General features: G+C 61.2%; 16 protein-coding genes. 11 read left to right on the top strand and 5 right to left on the bottom strand.

Annotation, left to right across the window (positions count from 1 at the left end; all coding sequences use genetic code 11):
* Positions 1-44: 44 nt before the first annotated feature.
* The 4 genes from QQK16_RS03910 to QQK16_RS03895 are packed head-to-tail and all read left to right on the top strand — an operon-like array spanning position 45 to position 3,312.
* Positions 45-815, top strand: a complete 771-nt coding sequence (locus QQK16_RS03910; protein ID WP_284195116.1) for an exodeoxyribonuclease III — start codon at positions 45-47, stop codon at positions 813-815.
* A 3-nt stretch (positions 816-818) separates the two neighbouring features.
* The gene (locus tag QQK16_RS03905) at positions 819-2,279 is read left to right on the top strand and encodes an AmpG family muropeptide MFS transporter (RefSeq protein WP_284195115.1); all 1,461 of its coding nucleotides are present in this window, start codon (positions 819-821) and stop codon (positions 2,277-2,279) included.
* Between the two features lie 33 nt (positions 2,280-2,312).
* On the top strand, positions 2,313-2,612 hold the full coding sequence (locus QQK16_RS03900) for an STAS domain-containing protein (RefSeq protein WP_284195114.1): 300 nt from the start codon (positions 2,313-2,315) through the stop codon (positions 2,610-2,612).
* A 40-nt stretch (positions 2,613-2,652) separates the two neighbouring features.
* Complete coding sequence (locus tag QQK16_RS03895; protein WP_284195113.1) at positions 2,653-3,312, top strand: YqiA/YcfP family alpha/beta fold hydrolase; 660 nt, start codon at positions 2,653-2,655, stop codon at positions 3,310-3,312.
* Positions 3,313-3,352: 40 nt separating this feature from the next.
* Here the strand turns inward: QQK16_RS03895 and QQK16_RS03890 are convergent, their stop codons facing one another.
* The 3 genes from QQK16_RS03890 to QQK16_RS03880 form a co-directional block, all read right to left on the bottom strand.
* On the bottom strand, positions 3,353-6,187 hold the full coding sequence (locus QQK16_RS03890) for a M16 family metallopeptidase (RefSeq protein ID WP_284195112.1): 2,835 nt from the start codon (positions 6,185-6,187) through the stop codon (positions 3,353-3,355).
* A 227-nt stretch (positions 6,188-6,414) separates the two neighbouring features.
* Positions 6,415-6,915 carry a GNAT family N-acetyltransferase gene (locus QQK16_RS03885; RefSeq protein ID WP_284195111.1) on the bottom strand — a complete coding sequence of 167 codons (501 nt, stop codon included), beginning with the start codon at positions 6,913-6,915 and terminating at the stop codon, positions 6,415-6,417.
* Positions 6,912-7,331, bottom strand: coding sequence for an acyl-CoA thioesterase (locus QQK16_RS03880; RefSeq protein ID WP_284195110.1), 420 nt, complete (start codon positions 7,329-7,331; stop codon positions 6,912-6,914). The genes QQK16_RS03885 and QQK16_RS03880 overlap by 4 nt, the downstream gene beginning before the upstream one ends.
* A 78-nt stretch (positions 7,332-7,409) precedes the next feature.
* Between QQK16_RS03880 and QQK16_RS21290 the strand changes: the two genes are divergently transcribed.
* Both QQK16_RS21290 and QQK16_RS03875 read left to right on the top strand, forming a co-directional pair.
* Complete coding sequence (locus QQK16_RS21290; RefSeq protein ID WP_368860123.1) at positions 7,410-7,700, top strand: hypothetical protein; 291 nt, start codon at positions 7,410-7,412, stop codon at positions 7,698-7,700.
* Between the two features lie 150 nt (positions 7,701-7,850).
* Positions 7,851-8,792, top strand: a complete 942-nt coding sequence (locus QQK16_RS03875; RefSeq protein ID WP_284195109.1) for a carbohydrate kinase family protein — start codon at positions 7,851-7,853, stop codon at positions 8,790-8,792.
* A 64-nt stretch (positions 8,793-8,856) separates the two neighbouring features.
* On the opposite strand, the gene aroE is transcribed toward QQK16_RS03875, so the two are convergent.
* Both aroE and QQK16_RS03865 read right to left on the bottom strand, forming a co-directional pair.
* The gene (aroE, locus tag QQK16_RS03870) at positions 8,857-9,669 is read right to left on the bottom strand and encodes a shikimate dehydrogenase (RefSeq protein ID WP_284195108.1); all 813 of its coding nucleotides are present in this window, start codon (positions 9,667-9,669) and stop codon (positions 8,857-8,859) included.
* 144 nt (positions 9,670-9,813) lie between these two features.
* Positions 9,814-10,266: a rhodanese-like domain-containing protein gene (locus QQK16_RS03865; RefSeq protein ID WP_284195107.1), complete on the bottom strand. Its 453-nt coding sequence runs from the start codon at positions 10,264-10,266 to the stop codon at positions 9,814-9,816.
* Positions 10,267-10,851: 585 nt separating this feature from the next.
* Between QQK16_RS03865 and glnA the strand changes: the two genes are divergently transcribed.
* From glnA to QQK16_RS03840, 5 genes are all read left to right on the top strand, one after another.
* Positions 10,852-12,261, top strand: coding sequence for a glutamate--ammonia ligase (glnA, locus tag QQK16_RS03860; protein WP_308446978.1), 1,410 nt, complete (start codon positions 10,852-10,854; stop codon positions 12,259-12,261).
* A gap of 308 nt (positions 12,262-12,569) precedes the next feature.
* Entirely contained in the window at positions 12,570-13,112 is a 543-nt protein-coding gene (locus tag QQK16_RS03855) for an HAD domain-containing protein (protein WP_284195105.1), read from the top strand.
* 40 nt (positions 13,113-13,152) lie between these two features.
* Positions 13,153-13,728: a hypothetical protein gene (locus QQK16_RS03850; protein ID WP_284195104.1), complete on the top strand. Its 576-nt coding sequence runs from the start codon at positions 13,153-13,155 to the stop codon at positions 13,726-13,728.
* A gap of 147 nt (positions 13,729-13,875) precedes the next feature.
* Positions 13,876-14,229 (top strand): YkgJ family cysteine cluster protein, encoded by a 354-nt coding sequence (locus QQK16_RS03845; RefSeq protein WP_284195103.1) that lies wholly within the window; start codon positions 13,876-13,878, stop codon positions 14,227-14,229.
* A gap of 160 nt (positions 14,230-14,389) precedes the next feature.
* A complete protein-coding gene (locus QQK16_RS03840; RefSeq protein ID WP_284195102.1) occupies positions 14,390-14,917 on the top strand; it encodes a TIGR00645 family protein in 528 nt (175 codons plus the stop codon).
* The last annotated feature ends 123 nt before the right edge of the window (positions 14,918-15,040 follow it).

Genomic DNA, 15,040 nt, shown 5'->3' with positions numbered 1-15,040 from the left:
AGCATATCATTCCGTTTCCTTATCTGCCCTGCCGGTCATCATCCATGCGAATAATTTCCGCCAACCTCAATGGCATCCGCTCCGCAGCCAACAAAGGCTTCTTCGATTGGCTGCCCCAGACCGGGGCAGACGTGGTGTGCCTGCAGGAACTGAAGGCGCAATTGCCGGATATGAGCGAGGCCATGCTGGCCCCGGCCGGTTACCATGGTTTTTTCCATCCGGCCGAGAAAAAAGGCTATAGCGGCGTGGGCATTTACAGCCGCAAGCAGCCCGATGCCGTCATCGAGGGCCTGGGCATACCTGATATCGACACGGAGGGACGCTATCTGCGTGCCGATTTCGGCCCGCTGTCGGTCATCTCGCTTTATCTGCCATCGGGTTCCAGCGGCGAGGAGCGCCAGACTATCAAGTTCGCCTTCCTGGAGCGCTTCCTACCCCATATGCGGCAGATGCTGGCAGAAGGACGGGAGATTGTGGTGTGCGGCGACTGGAACATCGCCCACCAGCCCATCGATCTAAAGAACTGGAAGGGCAATCTGAAGAATTCCGGTTTCCTGCCTGAGGAGCGCGCCTGGCTGACCGAACTGTTGGGCCTGGGCTGGGTGGATGTGTGGCGTACCCTCTACCCGGAGGCACCGGGCTACACCTGGTGGAGCAATCGAGGTCAGGCCTACGCCAAGGATGTGGGCTGGCGCATCGACTACCAGATCACCACGCCGGGCCTGGCGCAGCGTGCGCTCAGCGCCAGCATCTACAAGGAGATCAAATTCTCCGATCATGCGCCCCTGATCATGGACTACACGGGCGAGCTGTAAGCGATGACGCTCTCCAACTATCTGTCGGTTTTCGGCAACCGCCGGGTTGCCATCGTCCTGCTGCTGGGCTTTGCCTCCGGGCTGCCGCTGGCGCTCACTGCGGCCAGCCTGCAGGCCTGGCTGACAGTATCGGGGGTGGATATCACAACCATTGGCTGGTTCACCCTGGTGGGCCTGCCCTATACCTTCAAGTTTCTCTGGTCACCCCTGCTTGACCGCTTTGAGCCCACCTGGCTGGGGCGGCGGCGTGGCTGGCTGGTGCTGACCCAATTGGCGCTGGCGGCCGCCATTTTCGCCATGTCGCTGCTGGACCCGGTGGCTTCGGCTGGCTGGCTGGCGGTCTTCGGTGTGATCGTGGCGTTTCTATCGGCTAGCCAGGACGTGGTGTTTGATGCCTACCGCACCGAGCTGCTGCAGGAGGATGAGCGCGGCGCCGGGGCGGCCGTGACCACCCTGGGCTATCGCCTGGCCATGCTGACCTCGGGGGCCCTGGCGCTGATCATTGCCGAGAAGTTCCTGGGCTGGAACAACACCTACAAGCTGATGGCGGCCTTGATGGGCAGCATGGCGCTGGTGACCTTGTTCGGCCCCAGGCTGGCCTTGCCTGAAGGCCCAAGAAGCCCTGCCGGGCAGGAGCTGAAGGGTTTCCTGGCCATGTTGGCTGGCGCCCTGCTCGGTTATTGGCTGGCCTCGCGCGGGTTGGCCCTGCTGGGCGTGCCGACCGACAGCAAGGGCTGGGCGCTGTTCTACCTGGTGGCAGAGGTCACTGCCGGTGGCGTGCTGGCCTTGTGGCTGGCACGGCAAATGGGCTTTCCGGCGCTGCTGGGGCCGCTGGATGAGTTCATCTCGCGCAAGGGCGCCTGGGCCATCCTGGCGCTGATCATTTTCTACAAGCTGGGCGATGCCTTTGCCGGCAGCCTGACCACGGCCTTTCTGCTGCGCGGCATGGGTTTCAGCCAGACCGCCGTGGGCGAGGTCAACAAGGTCTTTGGCCTGCTGGCCACCCTGGTCGGCGCCGTGCTGGGCGGCTTGTGGATGGTCAAACTGGGCCTATGGCGTGCCCTCATGCTGTTCGGTGCCCTGCAGGCAGTCTCCAACCTGATGTATTGGTGGCTATCGATCTCGGGCCAGCACCCCTACGTGTTCCAGATCATGGTGGCGGCCGTGGGGGTGGAGAACCTTTGCGGCGGCATGGGTACGGCCGCGTTTGTCGCCCTGCTGATGACGCTTTGCAACGCCCGCTACACAGCCACCCAGTTTGCCCTGCTGTCGGCGCTGGCTGCCTTTGGCCGGGTCTATGTCGGCCCGGCATCGGGGGTGTTGGTGGATCAGCTCGGCTGGAGCACCTTCTTTGTCTATACCGTGGTGGCGGCGCTACCCGGCTTGCTGCTGCTGTGGTGGCTACGGCCGCGTATCGATGCCTTGCACTCCCCCAGCAATCAGTCGCCGCAGGCACTAGACTGATTGAGTACCAACCCAAGTCAGGAAGCACCCACCATGGAAGCCATTGTCAGCCTCAACGGCGGCCACGCCCGCATAGCCTTGTCCGGCGACTTTACCTTTGAGGCGCATCGGCCCTTCAAGGATGCCAGCCAGCAGGTCATGGCCAATCTGGATATCGCCTCGCTGGAGATTGACTTTGATGGCGTGGACTACATGGATAGTGCGGCGCTGGGCATGCTGCTACTGCTGAGGGAGCGGCTGGGACAAAGCCCGATACGCCTGACCAATACACGTGGCACGGTACGCGCCGTACTGGACGTCGCCAATTTCGGCCGTCTGTTCGAGTTGGATTGAGCCCGCCTGGGTAAGCCCTGCCCAGGGGCATGCCACCACCATGTCCACCCCGCTTGGCCTGTCGCCCGCACTAGCGAGCGCAGGCCATGTCTGCTTTCTCGCGCCCATCATGAAAACCCTACTCTATCTGCACGGTTTCAACAGCAGCCCCGCCTCCATCAAGGCGCAACAAACTGTGGCCTGGCTGGCCGAGCGCAATCTGGGTCAGCATTTCCATTGCCCGGCACTGCACTATTCACCGGCCAGAGCAGCCAACCAGATTGCCAGCTGGTTGGCTGACCGCAACCCGGCGGACGTGACTTGCGTGGGTAGCTCACTCGGTGGGTTTTACGCCACCTGGGTTGCTGAGCGCTATGGCTGCAGGGCGGTGCTGATTAACCCGGCAGTGCGCCCGCATACCTTGCTGGATGGTTTGCTGGGGCCGCAGCGTAATCTCTACACCGGCGAGGAATACCTGCTGACCACCGACCATATGGCCGAGCTGGTGACGCTGCTGCCCACCCGCCTGACCCCAGCGCGCTACTGGCTGTTGGTGGAGACCGGTGACGAAACCCTCGATTACCGTCAGGCAGTGGACTACTACGCCGGCGCACGCCAGACCGTTTTCGACGGGGGCGACCATGGCTTCCAGCATTGGCAGTCCATGCTGCCTGAGGTGCTGGCCTACGCCGGCATCGACCCGCCTGCCGCCCAACCATAAAAAACGCCCGGCGAACCGGGCGTTGGCTGAGGCAGTCAGCTTACTGCGCTGAGGCGGTCTTCTTCTGCTCTTCGGCCTTCTTTGCTTCGGCGGCTTTCTTGGCCGCATTGGCAAAGTCACCGGCCCAGGCTTGTACCAGCTTCTCAGGATCGACATAGCGCTTGATGGCGGCGTTCACCTGCTCCAGCGTGGTGGCTTTGAGCTTGGCTTCGGCATCGGCAGTAAAAGCCATGGTGCGCTTCAGGTAGAGCTGGCCCGCCAGTGCACCGGCCAGGCGTGCATCCTGGGTGCGGCCCATGGTGGCTTCCTGCAGCAGGCCGCTCTTGGCGTCGCTCAGTTCCTGTTCGGTCACGCCTTCCTTCACCAGCTTGGCGATCTCCTCGGCGACGCCATTCTTCAGCTTGTCGAGGTTCTGCGGTGCATAGATGGCATACATGCCCAGCGAGGCATCGTCATCCAGGCTAGGTACGCTCAGCCAGCTGCCGGCACCGTAGCTGATACCTTCCTTCTGGCGCAGCCTGTCCATCAGCCGGTTCTTCAACGCACCGCCGCCCAGCACGCGGGTTGCCAGTTGCAGGGCTTGCAGATCGGGCGAGGTATCGGCCAGCTTCAGCGGCAGGCTGGCGATATAGGCGGCATTGGCCTTGTCCGGGGTCTCCAGCGTCAGTGCGGCCGGCTTGGTGACCACAAACGGCATTTCCACGCGCTGGTAGGCAGCCTTCGCCTTCCAGTCGCCAAACAGCTGCTTCAACTGGGCTTCGGCTTCGGCCTTGTCAAAGTCGCCCACCAGAGCCAGCTGGCCATTCTGCGCGCCATAGAAGCGGCTGTAGAAAGCCTTGGCATCGGCCAGCTTGGCCGCCTTGTAGCTGGCGATGGCTTCGTCGAAGCTCATGCTGGCACGCACATCACCCTTGGGGTAGTTGTTGCCATGCTTTTCCACGGCCTTCTGCGCTACCGCCTCGGGTTGGCGCATCTGCTCTTCCAGCCCGGTGATGGACTCAGTACGCAGGCTTTCGAACTCGGCGGCTGGGAAGGTGGGGCTGCGCAGCACGTCACGGATCACGGCCAACAGCTCAGGCAGCTTGTCGCGGCGGGTTTCAAAGCCCACGCGCACCTGGGTGGCGCTGGCCGAGACGCTCAGCTTGGCCTTCAGTTCTTCCAGCTTGTCGGCCAGCTCCTGGCGGCTCAGCTTGCCGGCGCCGCGTTGCAGCATCGCGCCAGCCAGCTCGGCATTGGTGCTTTGGCCGAACAGGCTCTTCTCGTCACCCATGCGCAGGGTAATGCTGCCATTCACCGTGTTGCCACGGGTCTTCTTGGGCAGCAGGGCGACCTGCATGCCGTTGCCCAGCGTCAGGCGAGTAGTGCGGCTCTCGATATTGGCTGGGCTGGGGTCGAAACTTTCGCCCTCGGCCATGGCAGCCTTGCCCTTGTAGCCTTCCACCAGCTTTTGCACATCAGGTGCGCCAGGGATGGCGGCGCGCTGCGGCTTGTCGGTTGGTACGAATTGGCCCAGGGTGCGGTTCGATTCACGCAGATAGTTCTCGGCCACGCGCTGTACATCGGCCACGGTAGCGGCTTCGATCTGGTCGCGTTGCAGGAAGAACAGGCGCCAGTCGCCCTTGGCGATTTCCTCGGACAGCGCTACGCCAAAGGCGACCGGATCGGACATCGCCTTTTCATAGCCATTGAGCAGGGCGGTCTTGGCACGCTTGAGCTCGGCCTCGGTGATAGGCTGCTTGGCCACGTTCTCCAGTTCGGCCAGGATGATCTTGCGGGCTTCCTCGCGCGATTGGGTCTTGTTCAGATCAGCCACGAACAGGGTGTAGCCGGGCTCCTTCAGCGAGAAGGGGTAGGCCCAGACGCCGGCGACCTTTTTCTTCTCAACCAGGGCCTTGTGCAGGCGGCCAGTCGGAGTATCGCCCATGATTTGCGCCAGCAGGCTCATGGCGGCGGCATCGGGGTGGGCGCCGGGCGCCATATGGTAGAGCGCGGCCACGATCTGGGTGTCACCCACGCGGGTGATGGTCAGCTCGCGGGCGCCATCCTGTTGCGGGTCCAGCGTGTAGGTGTCCTGCAGCTTGCGGGCCGGCTTGGGGATACTGCCGAAGTGCTGGGCGATCTTGGCCAGGGTCTTGGCTTCGTCGAACTTGCCGGTCACTGTCAGGGTGGCGTTATCCGGCTGATAGTAGTTGCGATAGAAGGCCTGCAGATTTTCGATCTTGACGTTTTCCACGTCGGTGCGGGCGCCGATGGTGCTCTTGCCGTAGTTGTGCCATTGATAGGCGCTGGCGGCCATCTGCTGCATCAGGATGCGGGTGGGGTTGTTCTCGCCGCTTTCCATCTCGTTGCGTACGACCGAGAACTCTGATTCCAGATCGCTGCGGGCGATGAAGCTGTTGACCATGCGGTCGGCTTCCATCTTGAGCGCCCAATCCAGGTTGTCTTCGCTGGCGGCGAAGGTTTCGTAGTAATTGGTGCGGTCGTACCAGGTGGTGCCGTTGTAGCGCATGCCACGCTTGGCAAAGTTCTCGACGATGCTCTTGCCCGGCAGGCTGGGGGTGCCCTTGAACACCAGATGCTCCAGCAGGTGGGCCATGCCGGTTTCACCGTAGTTCTCGTGCCGGCTACCGACCAGATAGGTGATGTTGACCGTGGTGGTGGGCTTGGATGCATCGGGCGCCAGCAACACGCGCAGGCCGTTGGCCAGGCGGTATTCGGTTATCCCCTCGACCGAGCTGAGCTTGGTGGGGGCGGCGGCCGGCGCCTGCGCTGCAGGCGTGCCGGCAGGGGGGGCTGCCGGGGCGTCAGCGGCCGCAGTCGGCAGGGCAAAGCCCAGCGACAGGGCGAGGGCGAGACTTAAGGGGGTGAAACGCATGCTTGCTCCTTTGTAGGTTTGGCCAGAACCGGTTCTGGGTGCAGTTGGTAGCCGGGGAGCGATCCTACTGCTTTCGGCTGCAGTGGGATGCCTTTAGGTGACGAAATACGAAAAATCGAGGATGAGCTGCAGCGCGCCTCCTCGGCGCCTGTAAGCAACCTGCGTCACTGAAAAGTAGTAACGCATTCAAAAGGATAGCGAGCGCCAGTGAGGGTGGGCGGCCTGGTTCAGCCGGGCTCCGCCATGGCGCGCAAGGTACTGCCGGTGGCCCGGCAGATGCGCCACTCCGGCATGACCGTGGCCCCCAGGGCCCGGTAGAAATCCAGTGCCGGGGTGTTCCAGTCCAGCACGGCCCACTCAAAGCGGCCGCAATCACGTGCCACGGCACGCTGGGCTACCTCGCGGAACAAGGCTTCGCCTATGCCGTTGCGGCGATACTCGGGCAGCACGAACAGGTCTTCCAGGTACAGCCCAGGCTTAGCCAGGAAGGTGGAATAGTTGTGGAAATACAAGGCAAACCCTACCGGGTGCTGCTTGCCGTTGCGCTGCACTTCGGCAATCAAGGCTTCTATATAAGGGCGCGGCCCCCACAGGTGCTGGTGCAACTGCTCTGGTGTGCCGGTGCATTGATGGGTGAGCTTTTCATAAGCGGCCAGCTCCCGGACCAGTTCGTACAGGGCCGGGGCATCGCCTGGCTGGGCGTCGCGTACACTGAAAACCTGCTTCATACCGCCGCTCCTTCCAGTTGCTGGCGCAGTGCCTCGGGCAAGGGTTTGGCTGTGCCGGCGGCGTAGTCGCACCAGACGATCACTGCCTCGGCTTCCGCCGCGATCTGGTCGGGCGCGTCATCGCGCATGATGCGGTGACCCAGGGTAAAGCTGCTGTTGCCCAGTTTTTTCAGGTAGATCTCCAGCCGGATATTGCATGGGTAGACCAGCGGCACCTTGAACTGGCAACTGGTGGCCGCCAGGATGGGGCCATCGCCTGCATCCAGCCTGACGCCCCAGCCCCGTTGATCCAGCCAGCGCACCCGTGCTTCCTCGCAAAACCGGAAGTACAGTGTGTTGTTCAGATGGCCCAGGGCATCCATGTCGCCCCAACGCATGGGGAAAACTTCGGTCGCGAGCAAGGTGGGTGTGGTCATGTCTTTCGGCCTGTCGGGTAGCAACCCATAGATTATCCGGCATGGCAGGTTTGATAAACCCTGTGCTACCGGCAAGGGGTGGCCCTATGCCGGGGCAGTTATCTACATGTGCGGCGTTTTGTACACAGAATGGCGAATTGGCAACATCCCCCGGCGCCAATTCAGCAGCGCGTCAGCGGCTGCTGCAAGCAGGGCGATATGGAGATGGGCGACGTCAACAAACCCGACAGCATCCCTATCGCCTGGTTGGTGATGGGGGAGCGCCATGTCGTGCCGCAAACCGTGTGCCTGCCTATGCCCTACGGTAGTGTGGAGGGTGGGTATCCATCGCTTGCTGGCCTAGCACCCTCGCCTGCAATCGCTGGTTGAATGGCATGTTGACGTGTCGCGACGGCACTGGCGATCCACGGTTGCGCTGCAACGAGGCGATCAACGGTGCAGCATTCTTCGTGCCGTCATGCGCGTTACCGGGTCAGTGGGCGTAGAATCGCGTTTTTTTTGCACGCTCGAGATATATTCATGCCCACGTTGATCTGCGGCTCCGTCGCTTACGACACCATTATGGTCTTCCCCGACCGCTTCAAGCACCACATCCTGCCGGACAAGGTGCACATGCTGTCGGTGTCCTTTCTGGTGCCCGAGATGCGCCGCGAGTTTGGCGGCTGTGCTGGCAATATCGCCTATAACCTGCACCTGCTGGGCGGCGAACCCATCATCATGGCTACCGTGGGGCAGGACTTTGCACCCTATGCTGACCGCCTCAAGTCGCTGGGCCTGCGGCAGGATTGCGTGCGGGTGATACCCGACCAGTTCACGCCCCAGTGCTTTATCACCACCGACCTGGACGACAACCAGATCACCGCCTTCCATCCAGGCGCCATGAGCGAATCGCATAACAACCGCTTCGATCACGTGGACGGTATTCGCCTTGCCATCATCGGCCCCGATGGCCGCGACGGCATGCTGGCCCACGCGCGTGAGCTCAAGGCTGCCGGCATTCCCTTCATCTTCGATCCGGGCCAGGGCCTGCCCCTGCTGTCGGGCGAGGAGTTGCTGGCCTGCTCGCTGGCGGCCGACTACGTCACCCTGAACGATTACGAAGCCGCCATGCTGGAAGAAAAAACCGGCAAATCCATCGCCGAGCTCGCCGGCATGGTCAAGGCATTGATCGTGACCCGTGGCGGTGAAGGCTCCACCATCTACGCCGATGGCCGTGAAATCATCATCCCGGCGGCGCCTGCGGCTTCGTTGCAGGATCCGACCGGCTGTGGCGATGCCTATCGCGCAGGCCTGCTGTTTGGTATCGAACGGGGCTGGGACTGGGAGACCACCGGCCGCCTGGCCTCCCTGCTGGGCGCCATCAAGATCGCCTCGCGCGGTGCGCAGAACCACACGTTCAGCCGCAGCAGCCTGTCGGCAGACTACCGTACTGCCTTCGGCAGCGAGCTGCCGAACTGGTAGGCCTGGCCGGCCACTGCCCAAATAAAACGCCACCTTAGCCGGTGGCGTTTTATTTGGTGCGATCTTAGAGTTGGGCGCGCAGCTCTGTCAGCACCGGGGCTGTGTCTGGTCTGAGGCCACGCCACAGATAGAACGCCTCGGCTGCCTGCGCCACCAGCATGCCCAGTCCGTCCAGTCGTTGCTGCACCCCTGCCGCCCGGGCCTGAGCCAGAAAAGGGGTTTCCTGCGTGCCATACATCATGTCGTAAGCCACCGGCCCGGTTTGCCATAGGCTGGCAGGCAAGGGCAGGCTGGCTCCGGCTAGGCTGGCGGAGGTGGCATTGATGACCAGGTCGAACGACTGACCATCCAAACCCGCCAGCCCCATGCCGGCGACCTCGCCCAGCTCGGCAAAATGCCCAGCCAGTGCCACGGCCTTGTCGGCGCTGCGGTTGGCTATGCACAGGCTGGCCGGTTCCTCGTCCAGCAGGGGCGCAATCACCCCACGCGCCGCACCGCCAGCCCCCAGCAGCAGAATGCGCTTGCCGGCCAGCGTGGTGTGCAGCAACAGGTCGGCCACCAGCCCAGCACCGTCGGTGTTGTCGCCTACTACGCCCTCATCATCCAGCCATAGGGTATTGACCGCGCCAGCCAGTTCGGCCCGGTCGCTCAGCAGGTTGGCAAAGCGGAAGGCCTCTTCCTTGAACGGCACGGTGACATTACAGCCGCTGCCACCCATGGCCAGAAATTGTGCTGCCGTATCGACAAAATCATCCAGCGGCGCCTCCAGCCGCTCGTACACCAGCTTCTGGCCGGTCTGGCGAGCGAAGGCGGCGTGGATCAAGGGCGATTTGCTATGGGCAACAGGGTTGCCGATGACGGCGTAGCGGTCGGTCATGTCAGTAGTCGGGCGTAAGGATGAGAGGGGCGATCCCCGCCGCCGCGAGGCTGGCCTGGCGGAGCGGGCAAAAATCGGGTCGGTGCTCGTACCCGTGGCCGCGGGTAGGTGCTTATCGGTGCTGCGTGCTATCAGACGCGGGCGTCAGCCCTGCGACCAGGGCAGGCCGCGTGCCTTCCAGCCATTGACCTGGCCACGCTGGCCGGCATCGTTACGGTCGCCCTCGAAGCCTTCCAGCACGTTGTAACACTCGCTATAGCCATTGGCCGCGGCCAGGGCGGCGGCCTCGTGTGAGCGTCCACCAGTACGGCACAGGAACAGCAGGGCATCCTCGGTATCCACCAGGTTTTTCAGCTGTTCCATGAAGTTGGGATTGGCCGCCATGCCGGGCCAGCTCTTCCACTCTATCTTCACCGCATGCAGCGGTGTCCCTACAAACTGCCATTCGGCGCTGGTGCGTACATCCACCAGCTTGCAGTTGGGCAGGGTGCTCAGCAGCGTATGCGCCTCTTCCGGTGTCAGCGCGCCGGAGTAGGGCAACTTCATTTCCTCTGCCCGGCTTTGGGCACGTTGCAGGATTTCATTGGTCAGGCTCATGGTGTTCTCCGCCGACGGCTATGTGTGAATGATTCATAGTTCAATTATGGCAGCTAAGCGCCTGTTATGGACTCAAGTCATTGACGGTCGGTGACGACTGAGCGGACGCTACGGTGGGAGGCTAGTTGTCAGTGTGGCTTGAACCGACAGGCTCTCTGCTGAGTTCATGAGGCTATTGAGGCGGTGTGGAATATGCAGTGCCAGCCCGAGGCGTGCCGAGGTGGCAAGGCGAACTCGGCGCAGGTTGGTTGGTCTGTGCTGGGCCTGGCTACTTGTATTGGTGGGTTGTTCGGCCACTGAGGCCGCGTGCATGCGGCGTCTTGGGTAGCAGAACAGATAGGGCGCACAATACGAATGCACCATTTCAGTGCGATTGTATTTGTGCTGCATTAATATGGTGCGTGAAGTGGTATCAAAACGCCCCCGAATGGCGCATGGCAGGGGTTCGCAGCCTGTGGCATGCTTCCTGCTAATTAGTCGCCGGACGCGCGCCACCATGAGGCAAGGCGAGCGACAAGGCTCTACAATCGGATTCCCTGCCGGCCTGCGTGCCGGTTTCCCAGTTTCTCATCAGGAGTTATGCAAATGGCGGTCGCCGACGTACTCAAGCAAATCCAAGAAAACGATATCCGTTTCGTCGATCTGCGCTTTACCGATACCAAGGGTAAGGAACAGCATGTTTCCGTGCCGTCGCATGTGGTCGATGAAGAGTGGTTCGAGCGCGGCCATGCTTTTGATGGCTCCTCGATTGCCGGCTGGAAGGGCATCCAGGCTTCGGACATGCTGCTGATCCCGGATCCGTCCTCGGCCGCCATTGACCCGTTCTACGACGAACCGACCCTGTTCATCACCTGCGACGTGATCGACCCGACCGATGGCAAGGGCTATGACCGCGACCCGCGTTCCATCGCCAAGCGTGGCGAGGCCTACCTGAAGGCTTCCGGCCTGGGCGATACCGCTTTCTTCGGCCCGGAACCCGAATTCTTCATCTTCGACAGCGTTACCTGGGGCACCGACATGTCGGGCACCCACGTCAAGATCCGCTCCGAAGAAGCTGCCTGGTCCTCCAGCGAGGCCTATGAAGCCGGTAACACCGGCCACCGTCCTGGCGTCAAGGGTGGTTACTTCCCCGTGGCACCGGTCGACAGCTTCCAGGATATCCGCTCGGCCATGTGCCTGGCGCTGGAAGAACTGGGTATTCCGGTTGAAGTGCATCACCATGAAGTGGCCACCGCCGGCCAGAACGAAATCGGTACCAAGTTCAGCACCCTGGTGCAACGCGCCGACTGGACCCAGCGCCTGAAGTATGTGGTTCACAACGTGGCCCACCAGTACGGCAAGACCGCCACCTTCATGCCCAAGCCCATCGTTGGCGACAACGGCAGCGGCATGCATGTGCACCAGTCGATCTGGAAAGACGGCAAGAACCTGTTTGCAGGTAACGGCTACGCCGGCCTGTCGGAATTCGCCCTGTACTACATTGGCGGCATCATCAAGCACGCCAAGGCACTGAACGCCATCACCAACCCCGGCACCAACTCCTACAAGCGTCTGGTGCCCGGCTACGAAGCACCGGTGATGCTGGCTTACTCTGCCAAGAACCGCTCGGCTTCCATTCGTATTCCTTATGTGGCCAGCGACAAGGCACGCCGTATTGAAGCCCGTTTCCCCGATCCACTCGCCAACCCCTACCTGGCCTTCACCGCCCTGATGATGGCCGGCCTGGATGGCGTGCAGAACAAGATCCACCCCGGCGACCCGGCTGACAAGAACCTGTACGACCTGCCGCCAGAAGAAGACAAACTGGTACCCAAGGTCTGCCACAGCCTTGAGCAAGCCCTGGAAGCCCTGGACAAGGACCGCGAGTTCCTGACCCGTGGCGGCGTCTTCTCCAATGACTGGATCGATTCCTACATCGAACTGAAGATGGAAGAAGTCACCAAGTTCCGCATGACCACCCACCCGGTGGAATTCGATATGTATTACTCGCTGTAACCTGACGGCCTGCCCGCAGGCCTGCTGTAGTCCAGAAAACCCGCATGGCTTATGGCGATGCGGGTTTTCTGATATTGGGGGAGCAGATGTTGCTTTGCCCGGCCTGGTGCTTCTAGCGGCTGTTGGCAAAGAACGGCAAAAGGGCAGAAATGGTGCTTTCCAGGTCAAGGTTGTTTGCGATTGTCCCGTGCCGGTGAGGCGAGCACATGGCAATATTGTCCGTGTCACTTCAGTTGGGCTGGCCTGTGGTGCAGGTAAAGTGCCGGTAATACCTGAACCAAGCGGGTTGATTTGCTTGCGGAATCTTTATGCACATACTCTATCTGGATTACGACGGCGTACTACACCCGGATGCGGCGTATTGGCACCCCAAGCGGGGTGTCTATCTGCACGATCAGCCCGGTCATGCATTGTTTGAGTATGCGGCGGTACTTGAAGCGGTGCTCGATCCGTATCCCAATTTGTCTATTGTGCTCAGTACCAGTTGGGTGCCAGAGATGGGTTTTACACGTGCACGTAAGCGTCTACCGGGTAGATTGGCTAAGCGGGTTGTTGGCGCAACGTTCCACTCCCGCCATATGCAGCGGCGACAGGAGCTGGCGAGGATTGACACAGGTGCATACGATGTCGGCAGCCTGCAATTGAACTACCACACTCTGCCTCGCGGGCAGCAGGTATGGCAAGACGTGCTGCGGCGCCGTCCAAGCCAGTGGCTTGCGCTGGATAATGATGACGAAGGCTGGCCGGAGGCCGAAAGGAAGCGGTTGGTGCTTACCGATGACATGGCGGGGCTGGGGGATGCTCGTGCTGTTCTTGCCCTTCAGCAAGTGTTGGCTGATTTTGTAAGCTGATCGGTTGCGTTTGTCCCACGGGTGGTGGAACGAGGGGGCTATGGGTATCGAATCACGGAATGAGAGTGCCAGGAAAATGGTAGCGCAATCTGGCAGCCGGATTGTCTTTCGTGCCGCAGGCGGTGCTGGGCGCAGCGTTCTTGTGCCGTTGGGTGGTATATCGATATTGCTGATGCTGGGGATATGGCAGTCAAGCTCAGGAGCGATGCTGGCGGCGCAGATACCTCTATTCTTGTGGATTCCCTTTTCTATTTACCGTACTGACCAAGCTTTTAGACGATACTTGCTCGTCGATGACGAAGGGATAGTTGAGCAGCAATCGGACAAGGTTAAATGGCGTATCAACTGGGTGGACATAGACTATGCGAGCTACCGCAGAACAGCTAATAGCCTAACTAGTCAGTGGGAGAGTGGGGTGCTGACCTTGCATCCCAAGGAAGGCGCATCAATAGCCATCTATTGCGACTACTGGTTGCTTGCTGAGCGTGCTACCCAATTCCGGTCGCAATTGATGGTTCGGCCACCGTTCTTTTCTTTGCGTCAGCGCAATAAATCTCGGCACCCCTTGGTCATTGTGCTGACAACCTGCGGAGTGGACGTGTTGGAGGAATCTTAGCGCCTGTTCAGGGTCTTTTCGCCGAGTCGTTCTCAACTTTATCGGATAAAGGACACGGCGCTTAGCGTTACGGGCTGGTCACGTGGCTCCGCGTTGAGCCAGAGTCTGGATGCCGATCACGCCGATATATGCGATGGTGTGAACCTCATGACACCCAACGCTGACAAAATTCGATTCTTCCGGTCGCAGATCCCTGAGTTTGCCTGCAAGCCCGGCTGCCATGATTGCTGTGGCCCGGTATTGGCCTCGACCGAGGAGATGGCCCGTCTTCCCCGCAAGAGCCGGCAGGCCCGTGAGGCTGCGCTGGCGGATCTGCGCTGTCCGCATCTTGGTGAAAACGGCTGTACTGTCTATCACGAGCGCCCCCTGGTCTGCCGCTTGTTTGGCACCACACCCAAGCTGGCCTGCCCGAATGGCTGCAAGCCCGCAGCGCCGATAGACCCGGCGGTGGCGCAGGAGGTTTTCCTGTTCTTCAAGGAAACCCGGCACGTGCTGGTCTGAGTGCTTGGAGGGGGCCCGATCCTGCGTGAACGGGTGTGGGAGTTGCGGCCAGACGGTACCCGGATACACAGGGGATGCGCTACAGGGGGCCAGGTGGCTTGCCATCCCCCGCTACATATGGATACTTACGCATCCCGTTGTTGATATCACAAGGAAGACCATGAAACCGCTAGTCTCCCGCATGGAGTCTTTCATCTTCGCCAGCCGCTGGCTGCAGGCGCCGCTTTATCTGGGCCTGATCGTGGCGCAGGGCGTTTATGTCTACAAGTTCGTGCGTGAACTGATCCATCTGGTGGCAGATGCGCCCACCATGACCGAAACCCAGATCATGCTGATCGTGCTGGGTCTGATCGATGTCGTGATGATCGCCAACCTGCTGATCATGGTGGTGATCGGTGGCTACGAGACCTTTGTATCCAAGATTGATGGCCTTGTGTCGCATGAAGACCGGCCCGAGTGGCTGTCCCATGTGAATGCCGGGGTGCTCAAGACCAAGCTGGCACTGGCGCTGATCAGCATCTCGTCGATACACCTGCTTAAGACCTTTATCAGTGCTTCGGATATGGGCGCGCCGACCAGCACGGTCTCGGAGCAGGGGGTGATGTGGCAGGTCATCATACACTGCACCTTTCTGCTATCTGCGCTGGTGATGGCCTGGACCGACAAGCTGATGCAGGGCAAGCACTGACGGGTTCGGAGCGGCAGGGCGTTGGCGCCATGCGGTGCCGCCCGGATGAGAAACCAGCAGCAGGGTTTTGTTGGCCGCGGCAAGCTAAGCAAGACACAGGGGGCATCGCCCCCTGTTTTTTTG

Origin of the sequence: Chitinimonas prasina, assembly GCF_030160395.1 — a bacterium.
In the GTDB taxonomy this organism is placed as follows: Bacteria; Pseudomonadota; Gammaproteobacteria; order Burkholderiales; family Chitinimonadaceae; genus Chitinimonas; species Chitinimonas prasina.
The sequence above is the reverse complement of the archived record's forward strand: the minus strand, read 5'-3'. Positions and strand labels throughout refer to the sequence as shown.